We start from the raw sequence: 12,805 nt of genomic DNA on the forward strand, positions 1-12,805 counted from the left end.
CCGTTTCCGTGAACTTCACCGCAGACTGCGGACGTCCAGATGCCGCAGCACCCGGTCCACGACCTCGGGGTCGGCCCCCGGTTCACTCCGCGCCGCCAGCACCTCGTGCCGCGCCGCGCTCAGCAGCTCGCCCTGGATCCGCCGCATCCGCTTGAGCCGCCGCCGGGCCTCGCGTCGCTCCTCGTCCCCCATCTCGGGATGGATCCGCACGCCGATCTCGAACGCCCGCCGCAGCATCTGCTCGGACAGGTCCTCCGGCAGCTCCTCCACGGTCTCGATCTCCCGCAGCCGCCGCTTGGCCGCCTTGGCCGCCCGGACGGCGAGGGCCTTCTCGAACTCCTTCTCCCGCTCGGTGTCGGCCCGCACCCCCAGCCGCTTCACCAGCCACGGCAGGGTCAGCCCCTGGAGCACCAGCGTGGCCATGATCACCCCGAACGCGATGAAGACGATCTCGTCCCGGTCGGGAAAGCCCGCCCCCGAGTCGGTCTCCAGCGGGATGGCCAGCGCCAGCGCCACCGACGCCACGCCCCGCATCCCGGACCACCACATGATGACGGTCTCCCGCCAACTGGTCGGGATCTCCTCGTCGTAGTCGCGCTTCGCGTGCATCCGCTTGGTGAGCCAGGTGGCCGGCATCAGCCAGGCCAGCCGTACGAGGACGACCACGGCCACGATCGCCGCGGCCCAGCCGAGCATCTCGCCCCAGCGCCCGGACGCGGTCCGGATCGCGTTGTGCAGTTCGAGCCCGATCAGCCCGAACGCCACACCGGTGACGAGCGTGTCGACGATGTCCCAGAAGGTGTGCCCGGCCAGCCGGGTCATCACGTCGTCGGCGTCGGAGCCGTACTCGGCGAGGAACAGGGCGGTGGTCAGCACGGCGAGCACACCGGAGCCGTGGAGCTCCTCGGCGAGCACATAGGAGGCGTACGGCACCAGCACCGTCAGCCCGATCTGGAGGGTGGCGTCACCCAGCAGATCCATCAGCTTGTTGGCGCCCCAGCCCAGCACGAGCCCCACGGCGACGGCGACCACGGCGGAGAGCACCAGCTCGAAGACGGCCTCGCCGGCCTTGAACGACCCGCTCACAGCGGCGGCGACGGCCACGTGGTAGAGCACGATCGCGGTCACGTCGTTGAAGAGTCCCTCGCCCTCCAGGATGGACACCAGCCTGCGGGGCAGACCCAACTGGCCCGCGACGGCGGTCGCGGCGACCGGGTCGGGCGGGGCGACCAGCGCGCCGAGCGCGACGGCGGCGGCGATCGGCAGCCCCGGCACGATCGCGTGGGCGACGACGGCGACGCACAGGGTCGTCACGAACACGAGCGCGACGGCGAGCAGGAAGATCGGCCGCTTGTTGGCCGCGAACTGGCGCCAGGACGTGCGCCGCACCGCCGCGTAGAGCAGGGGCGGCAACAGGATGGGCAGGATCAGCTCGGGCGGGATCTCGACATTCGGTACGAAGTCCAGCACCGCGAGCACTATGCCGAGCAGGGTCATCAGCACCGGCGCCGGCAACCCGAACCGGTCCCCCACCGGGACACTGATCAGAGCCCCCAGCAACAACACGAACAACAGGGCCAACTGATCCACGGTCAGAGCTCCGGGCAGATCGACGAACCAACGTTCACTTCAGTCTGCCCGCAAAACGCCCGAACCCTCCCGACCGCCGCTCCCGCCGAGCGTCAGAGAACGCGCCGCATGGCCCGGTGCGGTATCCCCGCGTCCGGGAACTCCGGCCCGTACGCCACGTACCCGAGCCGCTCGTAGAACCCCAGCGCATGCGTCTGGGCATGCAGGTCCACGGCCGCCAGCCCACGCGCACGTGCCGCCTCCTCGACGGCCCGTACGAGCGCGGCCCCCACCCCGAGCCCGCGCGCCTCCCGGGTCACGGCGAGTCGCCCCAGCGACCCCACCGACGCGTCACCGCCGGTCTTCCCGGCCGCCGCCTCGCCGAACAGCAGCCGCCCGGTCCCGAGCGGCACACCGTCCTCGCGCACGGCCAGCACGTGCACCGCTACGGCGTCGTAGGCGTCGTACTCGATGTCCTCGGGCACGCCCTGCTCGCCGACGAAGACCTCCTTGCGCACCGCGAAGCAGGCCTCCCGGTCCGCGGGGTCCTCGGCGACCCGCACCGCGTACGCGTGCGTGCTCACCCGTAGGTCTCCTCGCGCACCAGGTCCAGGGCCTGCTGGAGGTCCTCCGGATACTCGCTGGCGAACTCCACCCACTCGCCGTCCCCGGGGTGCTCGAAGCCGAGCCGCACCGCGTGCAGCCACTGCCGGGTCAGCCGCAGCCGCTTGGCGAGCGTCGGGTCGGCGCCGTACGTCAGGTCGCCGACGCAGGGGTGGCGGTGGGCCGCCATGTGGACGCGGATCTGGTGGGTGCGCCCGGTCTCCAGCTTCACATCCAGCAGGGAGGCCGCGCGGAACGCCTCGATGAGGTCGTAGTGCGTGACGGACGGCTTGCCCTCGGCGGTGACGGCCCACTTGTAGTCGTGCTGGGGGTGGCGGCCGATGGGCGCGTCGATGGTGCCGCTGGTCGGGTCCGGGTGGCCCTGGACGAGCGTGTGGTACCGCTTGTCGACCGTGCGCTCCTTGAACTGCCGCTTGAGGGAGGTGTAGGCCCGCTCCGACTTGGCCACGACCATCAGCCCCGAGGTGCCCACGTCGAGCCGGTGCACGATGCCCTGGCGCTCGGCGGCACCGGAGGTCGAGATGCGGTATCCGGCGGCGGCGAGCCCACCGATCACGGTCGTCCCGGTCCAGCCCGGCGACGGGTGGGCGGCCACTCCGACCGGCTTGACGATCACGACGATGTCGTCGTCGTCATGGACGATCTCCATGCCCTCGACCGGTTCGGCGACGAGCTGCACCGGCGCGGGCGCCTGCGGCATCTCGACCTCCATCCAGGCCCCGCCGTGCACCCGCTCGGACTTCCCGACCACCGACCCGTCGACCGTGACCTTCCCCGAGGCGGCGAGCTCGGCCGCCTTGGTACGGGAGAAGCCGAACATGCGGGAGATGGCGGCGTCGACGCGCTCGCCCTCCAGGCCGTCGGGCACGGGCAGGGTGCGGATCTCGGGAATGGTGCTCACCCGTCGAGTATGCCGGACGGGTGAGACAGCCCCGACCGCGCGCTCAGTCCTTGTGGACGGTCCCGTCCGGGTCGAGGCCCTTGAAGGACAGCAGCACGATCAGGATGCCGCCGCACACGATCGCCGAGTCGGCGAGGTTGAAGACCGCGAAGTGCTTGGGCGCGATGAAGTCGACGACCGCGCCCTCGAAGACGCCGGGCGAGCGGAAGAGGCGGTCGGTGAGGTTGCCGAGCGCGCCGCCGAGCAGCAGCCCGAGCGCGATCGCCCAGGGCAGGCTGTAGAGCTTGCGGGCGAGCCGGGCGATGACCACGATCACGGCCGCCGCGATCACCGTGAAGATCACGGTGAACGCCTCGCCGAAGCCGAAGGCCGCGCCCGCGTTGCGGATCGCCTCGAACTTCAGCCAGTCACCGATGATCTCGACCGGCTCGTGGTGCTCCAGCCTGGCGACCACGAGCATCTTGCTGACCAGGTCGAGGGCGTACGCGAAGGCGGCCACCGTGAACAGCACGGCGATACGGCGCCTGCCCCCGGGCCGCGCCGTCTGGTGCTGCTCCGGCTCGGCCCCCGCCGCCTCCGGGGTGTCCGGCGTACCGATGATGCGCTCCGCCTCTGCCACGTGAGTCCCTCGACCTAGATACCTGACTGAGGACGAGGGTACGACACGCCTCCAAGGACCCTCAGTACCGGCGTTCCTGCTTCTGCTTGCACTCCACGCACAGGGTTGCCCGTGGGAAGGCCTGCATGCGTGCCTTGCCGATGGGATTGCCGCAGTTCTCGCACAGGCCGTAGGTGCCGGCGTCGAGGCGTCCCAGGGCGCGCTCGGTCTGGAGGAGCATCTCGCGCGCGTTGGCCGCGAGGGCCATCTCGCTCTCGCGCGTGATGTTCTTCGTCCCGGTGTCGGCCTGGTCGTCGCCGGCGCCGTCCCCGGAGTCCCGCATGAGCCCCACCAGGGACTCCTCGGACGCGGAGATCTCGGTGCGCAGCCGGTGAGCCTCGGCCGTCAGCTCCGCGCGGGCCTCCTCGACCTCTTGGGGCGTCCACGGATCCTCACCGGGGCGCACCGCCAGTTCGCCGGGCTCCACCGCGGCGACACGCGCGTTGGGTAGGGCTGTCTTCGCCGCTGTGGCCGTGCCAGGGGTCTTCTTCGCAACCACTGTCGTGGCTCCCGTCTGCTTCGCGGCCTCCGCCGCGCCCGCCTTGTGGGCCGTGCTCTTCCCGGCCGCCCTCTTCGTGGGGGTCTTCTTCCCGGAGGTGCCCTGCCCGGCGTCCCCCTGCGGGACACCGGCCTCCGTAGCGACCCCCTCCTCGACCGCGGCGTCCTTCCCGACGGTCTTCTTCCCCACGGCCTCGCCCACAGCCGTGTCCTCGGACGCGCTCTTCGTCACGCCCGCGCTCTTGGCCGCACCCGCGCTTTTCACCGTGCCCTTCGCCCCGCCCGCGCTCTCGGAGCCGACCTCGGTCACAGCCGCGCCTTCCATGCCACCCGCACTCTTGCCCGCGGCCGTGCTCTTGGCCGCAGCCTTCGTCCCGCCCGCGCTCTTGCCGACGGCCGTGCTTTTGACCCCGCTCTTCGTCACGCCCGTGTCCTTGGCCGCACCCGCGCTTTTCACCGTGCCCTTCGCCCCGCCCGCGCTCTCGAAGCCGACCTCGGTCACAGCCGCGCTCTTCGTCACGCTCGTGTTCTCGGAGGCGGTCGCAGCCGCGCTCTTCTTGGCACCCGCGCTCTTGGCCGCGGCCCTGTTCTCAGCGGCGGTCTTCGCCGCTCCCGTGCCCTTGACCGCGCCCTTCGTCACAGCCGTGTTCTTGGCCGCGGCCGTGCTCTTGACCCTGCCCTTCGTCGCGGCCGAGCGCTCGGAACCGGCCTTGGTCACAGCCGTGCCCTTCGTGACACCCGCGCTCTTGGCCGCGGCCCTGTTCTCGGCGGCGGCCTTCGCCACGCCCATGCCTTTGACCGCGCCCTTCGTCGCGGCCGTGCTCTTGACCGCGCTCTTCTTCGCGACCGCCTTCTTCTTCGTGGCCGAGGCCTTCTTGGCGACCGCGGACTTCTCCGCGACCGCCCCTTCGGCAACCGCGGCGTCCTTGTCGACAGCTTCCTCGTCGACCGCCTTCTCCGCGACCGCAGCCGTGCGACCGACCGCCTTCTTGCCGACCCCCTTTCCGGTGACCGCAGCCTTTCGACCAACCGCCTTCTCCGCGACCCCAGCCTTCTCGCCGACCGCCTTCTTCGAGGCCGCAGGCTTTTTCGTAGCCGCAGCCCTCTTCGTAGCCGCAGCCTTCTTCGTCACCCCGGTCTTCTTCCTGACCGCAGCCTTCTTCGTGACCGAAGCCTTGCCGACGCCCCTGGTGGTCTCCGTCGTCCCGCCGACGGGCGGCTCGGTCGCCGGTCTCCCGGCCGACGCCTCCTCCTGCGCGTCCCCCCGCCCGCCGGCGGCAGCCGTGGCCTTCCTGGCGCCGCTCGCCTTCCGGGGCGGCGTCTTCTTCGCCACAGCCACGGCCTTCTCCGCACCCGCGCGCGTGCTCTTGACGGCGGCGTTCTCAGCGACTTTCTTCGCCGCCGCTCCGACCGCCTTCACGGCCTTCGCCGCCGCTCCCCTGCCGGACGGCACTCCGCGCGCACTCTTCTTCCCGCCCGCGTCCTTGGCCTCGCCGCCGGAGGCACGCGCATGGGTGGACCGGCCCGACGCCGACTGCTGTACGGCGGTCTTTTTCGCCACCATGCCGCGGCCCCTTCACATATTGTGATCTTGCTCGCGAATCGTGCTGGGACGATAAATCGACTCGAGTCCCGCGGCAACGGGGCACGCCGCCCGATTCGCCCGCCCCACGGGCGCGGGGCGGGAAGCATGCATGCGTTGTGCCCAGCTCCCCGCCGGGTAATCCGCCGGACCGTCCGTCCCGGATTCCGAACAGTCGTGCCGCTCCATTCGGGTCACCCCACGCCCTGCGGCGACCCCCGCGCCCGGCCCGGGAAAAGCGGTCGGCCGCTGTCCCCGGGGCGCCGTACACTGGGCGCAGCGAAAAGCGTGGATGGGGACGAGTAGCGGCGTACGCAGCCCAGAGCGACCCGGGGACGGTGGAAGCCCGGGGGCGAGCGCGACGCGAAGATCACCCCGGAGCCGCCGGAAGAAAGCCCAGCAGTTCCTGCCAGGGCCAGTAGACCCGGCATCGCGACCCCAATGAGGGGGCTCACCGACGCACACGTGTCGGCGGGCCAAGGAGGGTGGTACCGCGGGAGCGCGTCGAAACCGGCGCACGGACTCTCGTCCCTCCGGACGGAAGGCAGCACATCCGCCGGAGGAAGACTGATGACGCAGTACCGCCAGGTGCCCGCCCAGGTCGACCTGCCCGCGCTCGAGCACGCTGTGCTCGACTTCTGGCGCGAGCAGAAGATCTTCGCCAAGACCCTGGAGCAGTCCGAGGGCCGCCCCGAGTGGGTGTTCTACGAGGGCCCGCCCACCGCCAACGGCATGCCGGGCGCCCACCACATCGAGGCGCGCGTCTTCAAGGACGTCTTCCCCCGCTTCCGCACCATGCGCGGCTACCACGTGGCCCGCAAGGCCGGCTGGGACTGTCACGGCCTCCCGGTGGAGCTGGCGGTCGAGAAGGAGCTCGGCTTCACCGGCAAGAAGGACATCGAGGCGTACGGCATCGCCGAGTTCAACGCCAAGTGCCGCGAGTCCGTGACCCGCCACACCGACGCCTTCGAGGCGCTCACGACCCGCATGGGCTACTGGACCGACCTCCAGGACCCCTACCGCACGATGGACCCGGAGTACATCGAGTCCGTCTGGTGGTCGCTGAAGGAGATCTTCAACAAGGGCCTGCTGGTCCAGGACTACCGCGTGGCCCCCTGGTGCCCCCGCGACGAGACCGGCCTGTCGGACCACGAGCTGGCACAGGGCTACGAGACGATCGTCGACCCTTCCGTGTACGTCCGTTTCCCGCTCGCCTCCGGTCCGCTCGCCGGCCGGGCCGCGCTCCTGGTCTGGACGACGACTCCCTGGACGCTGGTCTCCAACACGGCGGTCGCCGCGCACCCGGAGGTCACCTACGTCGTCGCGACCGACGGCGAGGAGCAGCTCGTCGTCGCCGAGCCGCTGCTCGCCAAGGCGCTCGGCGAGGGCTGGGAGACCACCGGCCAGTCCTTCACCGGCGCCGAGATGGAGCGCTGGACCTATCAACGACCGTTCGAGCTCGTGGAGTTCCCGGAGCCGGCCCACTACGTGGTCAACGCCGAGTACGTCACAACCGAGGACGGTACGGGCCTGGTCCACCAGTCCCCCGCCTTCGGTGAGGACGACCTCAAGGTCTGCCGCGCCTACGGCCTGCCCGTCGTGAACCCGATCCGCCGGGACGGCACGTTCGAGGAGGACGTCCCCCTGGTCGGCGGCGTCTTCTTCAAGAAGGCGGACGAGAAGCTCACCGAGGACCTCCAGCAGCGCGGCCTCCTCTTCAAGCACATCCCGTACGAGCACAGCTACCCGCACTGCTGGCGCTGCCACACCGCGCTCCTCTACTACGCGCAGCCGTCCTGGTACATCCGCACCACCGCCGTCAAGGACCGCCTCCTCCAGGAGAACGAGAACACCAACTGGTTCCCGGAGACGGTGAAGCACGGCCGCTTCGGCGACTGGCTCCAGAACAACATCGACTGGGCGCTGTCCCGCAACCGTTACTGGGGCACTCCGCTGCCGATCTGGCGCTGCGAGGACGACCACCTCACCGTCGTGGGCTCCCGCGCGGAGCTCACCGAGCTGACCGGCACGGACCAGTCGGGCCTGGACCCGCACCGCCCGTACATCGACGAGGTCACCTTCGCCTGCCGCCACGACGGCTGCCAGAAGACGGCCACGCGCGTGCCGGAGGTCATCGACGCCTGGTACGACTCGGGTTCGATGCCGTTCGCGCAGTGGGGCTACCCGTACAAGAACAAGGAACTGTTCGAGTCCCGCTACCCGGCGCAGTTCATCTCCGAGGCCATCGACCAGACGCGCGGCTGGTTCTACACGCTGATGGCCGTCGGCACCCTGGTCTTCGACAAGTCGTCGTACGAGAACGTCGTCTGCCTCGGTCACATCCTCGCCGAGGACGGCCGCAAGATGTCCAAGCACCTGGGCAACACCCTGGAGCCGATCCCGCTGATGGACCGGCACGGCGCGGACGCGGTGCGCTGGTTCATGGCGGCCGGCGGCTCCCCGTGGGCGGCCCGCCGTGTCGGCCACGGCACGATCCAGGAGGTGGTGAGGAAGACCCTCCTCACCTACTGGAACACGGTCGCCTTCCAGGCCCTGTACGCCCGCACGTCCGGCTGGGCGCCCAGCGAGGCGGACCCGGCCCCGGCCGACCGCCCCGTCCTGGACCGCTGGCTGCTGTCCGAACTGCACGCGCTGACCGACCAGGTGACCCAGTCCCTGGAGTCGTACGACACCCAGCGCGCCGGCAAGCTCCTGTCGGCGTTCGTCGACGACCTGTCCAACTGGTACGTACGCCGGTCCCGGCGCCGCTTCTGGCAGGGCGACAAGGCCGCGCTGCGCACGCTGCACGAGGTCGTCGAGACGGTCACCCAGCTGATGGCCCCGCTGACCCCGTTCATCACCGAGCGGGTCTGGCAGGACCTGGTCGTGCCGGTCTCCCCGGGCGCCCCGGAGTCGGTGCACCTGGCCTCCTGGCCGGAGGCGGACCTCTCCGCCATCGACCCGGAGCTGTCGAAGCAGATGGTCCTGGTGCGCCGGCTCGTCGAGCTGGGCCGTGCCACGCGCGCGGAGTCGGGCGTGAAGACCCGTCAGCCGCTGTCCCGGGCGCTCATCGCCGCGACCGGCTTCGACTCCCTCGACCGCGAACTGCACGCGCAGATCACCGACGAGCTGAACGTGAGCGCGCTGGCCTCCCTCAGCGACGTCGGCGGCAGCCTGGTCGACACCACGGCGAAGGCCAACTTCCGCGCTCTGGGCAAGCGTTTCGGCAAGCGCGTCCAGGACGTGGCCAAGGCCGTCGCGAACGCCGACGCGGCCGCGCTCTCCCTGGCCCTGCGCGAGGGCACGGCCTCGGTGGAGGTCGACGGTGAGACGATCACGCTCGCCCCCGACGAGGTGATCATCACGGAGACCCCGCGCGAGGGCTGGTCGGTGGCGTCCGACTCCGGGGCGACGGTGGCCCTGGACCTGGAGATCACGGAGGAGCTCCGTCGAGCGGGCCTCGCCCGTGACGCGATCCGCCTGATCCAGGAGGCCCGCAAGAACAGCGGCCTCGATGTGGCCGACCGCATCGCGCTGCGCTGGACGGCCACGGACCCGGCCGTGATCGCGGCTCTGTCCGAGCACACGCCCCTGATCGCCGACGAGGTCCTGGCCACGGACTTCGCCCAGGCCGAGGCGGACGACACCTACGGCACCCCGTTCACCGACGAGGGCCTGTCGCTGACGTTCCGCCTGCGCAAGGCGTAGGACCGAGAAAAGAAGGCCCGGCCCCCACGAGGGGGCCGGGCCTTCTTCGTGCCAACACAACGTGGTCAACCCGCGTAAAAGGGCGGGGCCCCGGATCGAAATCCGGGGCCCCGCCCTGAACGCTGCCGACGCCTAAGGCGTACTAGAGGCCGTCAGTTGTCGTCCTCGTCGATGAGGAAGCCACGCATGGGCGAGGGAGCCTGTCCCATCGGACCGGGACCCTGCGGCCGCACGGGCGCCATCGGCTGGGTCATCGCGGGCGACATCTGCTGCTGGCCGCCGTACGACGGGCCGGCCGGCGAAGGACCGCCGCCCATGCCCTGGTTGCCACCGTACGACGGCGCGCTCGCACCGGCCGGAGCCATGGAAGGCGCCGGGGACGGCGGCAGCGACGCGGCGGCCGGGGTACGCGGCGGAGCCAGCGAGTCGTCGGCCTGGGTCTCCAGCTGGCGCAGCTGCGACTCGAGGTACGACTTCAGACGCGTGCGGTACTCGCGCTCGAAGCCGCGCAGGTCCTCGACCTTGCGCTCCAGCGTGGCGCGGGCGGACTCCAGGGAGCCCATCGCGACGCGGTGCTTCTCCTGCGCGTCCCGCTCCAGGGCGTCCGCCTTGGCACGGGCGTCACGCTCGAGACCCTCGGCACGTGAACGCGCCTCGCCCACGATCTTGTTGGCCTCGGAACGCGCCTCGGCGATCGCCTGGTCGGCGGTCTGCTGGGCCAGCGAGAGGACACGGGCGGCGCTGTCGCCACCGGGGCCCTGACCGGGGCCGCCCATCGGACCGCCCATGGGGCCGCCCATCGGGCCACCCATCTGCTGCTGCATGGGCGGCTGGCCGCCCATGGTGCCCTGGCCCATCTGGCCCTGGCCCATCTGGCCTTGACCCAACTGGCCCTGGCCCATCTGGCCCTGACCCATCGGACCCTGGCCCATCTGGCCCTGACCCATCGGACCCTGGCCCATCTGGCCCTGACCCTGCGGGCCGCCCTGGCCGGCGGGCAGCTGCGGCGCACCGCTCGGCAGCTGGGGCGGGCCACCCATGGGGCCGCCCATCTGCTGCTGCGGCGGACCGGATATGCCGGCCGGTACGGGGGCGCCGGGACCGGGCCCACGCATACCCTGCTGCGGCATTCCCTGTCCGGGCATGCCACCTTGCTGCTGGTCCTGCTGCTCCGGGGGCTTGCGCATGTTCTGCTGGTTCTGGGCAGCAGCACGCGTCGCCGCGGCCAGCTTGGCGCGCAGGTCCTCGTTCTCGCGCAGCAGGCGGGTCAGTTCGGCTTCGACCTCGTCGAGGAAGGCATCGACCTCGTCCTCGTCATAGCCTTCTCGGAGGCGGACGGTCGTGAACTGCTTGTTCCGCACGTCCTCGGGGGTCAACGGCATCTCTTCACCTCAACGTAGTCATCGGCAGTCGGCAAGACCGTATCGTCCACAGTCACCTCGCCAGGTTTCCCGTGATGGAGATGAGGATGTAGACGATGATCATCAGCACGAAGAAGGACAGGTCGAGCGCCACGCCCCCGAGACGCAGCGGCGGGATGAACCGCCGCAGAAGCTTCAACGGTGGATCGGTGACAGTGTAGGTGGCCTCCAGAACGACCACCATCGCCTTGCCGGGTTGCCACGAGCGGGCGAACTGGAAGACGTAGTCCATGACCAACCGGAAGATGAGCACGATGAGGAACACCATCAGCGCGATGTAGATCACCTGCGCGAACACGCTCATGGTCTGTCTTTCCCTCTCCCCTGTTCGTACTTCGTTCCGGTTGCTGCTTCTCAGCTCTGGTTGAAGAATCCGCCCTCTGCGATGCGGGCCTTGTCCTCCGCCGTGACATCGACGTTAGCAGGCGACAACAGGAACACCTTCTGCGTCACCCGCTCGATGCTGCCGTGAAGACCAAACACCAAACCGGCCGCAAAGTCGACAAGTCGCTTGGCGTCTGTGTCATCCATCTCAGTCAGATTCATGATCACCGGGGTGCCCTCACGGAAGTGTTCCCCGATGGTACGGGCCTCGTTGTAGGTCCGGGGGTGAAGTGTGGTGATCCGGTAAGGCTCTCGTTCCGACACGACCTTGGGCATGATCACCGGTGCGTTCTTCTCCAGGCTTGCGCGCTCTTGTGTGATGGATGCCACGGGCGCGATGCGCGCCGGACGCACCGATTCCGCGGCGAGCGAAGAGGATCGGGGCACCGGGTCGCGCGGCGCCGAGGACTGCACAACTCTGACCGATTCGTCCCTTTCAGGCTGAAGTGCCTGATGTGACTGGTGAGACGGCTCATGCCGTCGACGGTCTCGCTCGGGCTCCGGATCGAGTTCCGGTTCGAAGTCGTCATCGGGGTCGAAACCGCGGCCGTCGTACCCATCGTCCTCCACGAGGCCGAGGTAGACCGCCATCTTGCGCATCGCGCCGGCCATTCTCTGAGTCCTCCGCTCTGTGGTGGATCGGCTGACGACTGCCAAGTGCCCGCGATCCACGAGGTCGTTATGACCGCCTTTGGCGGTAATGACCATATTTTCTGCTGTGGTCCGACTTCCTGGCGACGTTACCCGAGCCTGGGGCGGACTCCGAGTACCGCGGTGCCGACGCGCACATGTGTCGCTCCTGCTGCCACGGCCTGTTCGAGGTCCGCACTCATCCCTGCGGAGACCATGTTGGCAGCCGGATGGGCTCTGCGCAGGTCGGTCGACAAATCCATCAACCGCTCGAACGCCGCCTGTTCGCGTCCCGCGTACTCCCCGGTGAGCGGGGCGACCGTCATCAACCCGTCGAGCCGCAACCCCGGCGCCCCGACCACGAGACCGGCCAACTCCTCGATTCCGCCCGGCGCCACACCACCCCGCTCCCCTCGCTCGCTCGAACCGGCGTCGAGGGCGACCTGGATCAGGCAGCCCACCTCGCGCTCGGCCTTCACGACCTCCCTGGAGAGAGCCGTCACCAACTTCGAACGATCGACGGACTGCACGAGATCCGCGTAACCCACCACAGATCGCACTTTGTTGGTCTGCAACTGGCCAACAAAGTGCCAAGTAAGGGGCAGATCCGAGCATTCGGCGGCCTTGGGTGCCGCGTCCTGGTCCTTGTTCTCGGCGACGTGGCGCACACCGAGCTCGGAGAGGATCCGCACATCGCTCGCGGGGTAGGTCTTGGTGACCACGATGAGGGTCACCTCTTCCCGCCTGCGCCCGGCGGCCGCACACGCGGCGGCGATGCGCGCCTCCACCTTCGCCAGATTCGCGGCGAGTTCGTCCTTACGGTCCGTCAT

At 69.9% G+C, this 12,805-nt stretch carries 10 protein-coding genes; 1 reads left to right on the top strand and 9 read right to left on the bottom strand.

The features are described 5' to 3' along the window. Positions 1–15 precede the first annotated feature (15 nt). The 5 genes from ACGFWE_RS09795 to ACGFWE_RS09815 form a co-directional block, all read right to left on the bottom strand. Positions 16–1,590, bottom strand: a complete 1,575-nt coding sequence (locus ACGFWE_RS09795; protein WP_352382860.1) for a Na+/H+ antiporter — start codon at positions 1,588–1,590, stop codon at positions 16–18. Positions 1,591–1,682: 92 nt separating this feature from the next. Beyond that, positions 1,683–2,153, bottom strand: coding sequence for a GNAT family N-acetyltransferase (locus ACGFWE_RS09800; RefSeq protein WP_352382861.1), 471 nt, complete (start codon positions 2,151–2,153; stop codon positions 1,683–1,685). Further along, a complete protein-coding gene (locus tag ACGFWE_RS09805) occupies positions 2,150–3,094 on the bottom strand; it encodes an RluA family pseudouridine synthase (RefSeq protein ID WP_352382863.1) in 945 nt (314 codons plus the stop codon). Before ACGFWE_RS09805 ends, ACGFWE_RS09800 begins: the two co-directional genes overlap by 4 nt. Positions 3,095–3,137: 43 nt before the next feature. Next, a complete protein-coding gene (gene lspA, locus ACGFWE_RS09810) occupies positions 3,138–3,713 on the bottom strand; it encodes a signal peptidase II (protein WP_352382865.1) in 576 nt (191 codons plus the stop codon). 61 nt (positions 3,714–3,774) lie between these two features. Then, positions 3,775–5,814, bottom strand: a complete 2,040-nt coding sequence (locus ACGFWE_RS09815; RefSeq protein WP_393599162.1) for a TraR/DksA C4-type zinc finger protein — start codon at positions 5,812–5,814, stop codon at positions 3,775–3,777. A gap of 588 nt (positions 5,815–6,402) precedes the next feature. Here ACGFWE_RS09815 and ileS point away from each other — a divergent pair. After that, positions 6,403–9,540, top strand: coding sequence for an isoleucine--tRNA ligase (gene ileS, locus ACGFWE_RS09820; RefSeq protein WP_393599164.1), 3,138 nt, complete (start codon positions 6,403–6,405; stop codon positions 9,538–9,540). A 152-nt stretch (positions 9,541–9,692) separates the two neighbouring features. Here the strand turns inward: ileS and ACGFWE_RS09825 are convergent, their stop codons facing one another. The 4 genes from ACGFWE_RS09825 to ACGFWE_RS09840 form a co-directional block, all read right to left on the bottom strand. After that, complete coding sequence (locus ACGFWE_RS09825; RefSeq protein ID WP_352382871.1) at positions 9,693–10,922, bottom strand: DivIVA domain-containing protein; 1,230 nt, start codon at positions 10,920–10,922, stop codon at positions 9,693–9,695. 52 nt (positions 10,923–10,974) lie between these two features. Next, positions 10,975–11,265 (bottom strand): YggT family protein, encoded by a 291-nt coding sequence (locus ACGFWE_RS09830; protein WP_057618503.1) that lies wholly within the window; start codon positions 11,263–11,265, stop codon positions 10,975–10,977. Positions 11,266–11,315: 50 nt separating this feature from the next. Then, entirely contained in the window at positions 11,316–11,957 is a 642-nt protein-coding gene (locus ACGFWE_RS09835; protein ID WP_280852025.1) for a cell division protein SepF, read from the bottom strand. 128 nt (positions 11,958–12,085) lie between these two features. Further along, on the bottom strand, positions 12,086–12,805 hold the full coding sequence (locus ACGFWE_RS09840) for a YggS family pyridoxal phosphate-dependent enzyme (protein ID WP_393599167.1): 720 nt from the start codon (positions 12,803–12,805) through the stop codon (positions 12,086–12,088).

The sequence above is a fragment of the Streptomyces sp. NPDC048523 genome, from assembly GCF_043199815.1.
Classification (GTDB): domain Bacteria; phylum Actinomycetota; class Actinomycetes; order Streptomycetales; family Streptomycetaceae; genus Streptomyces.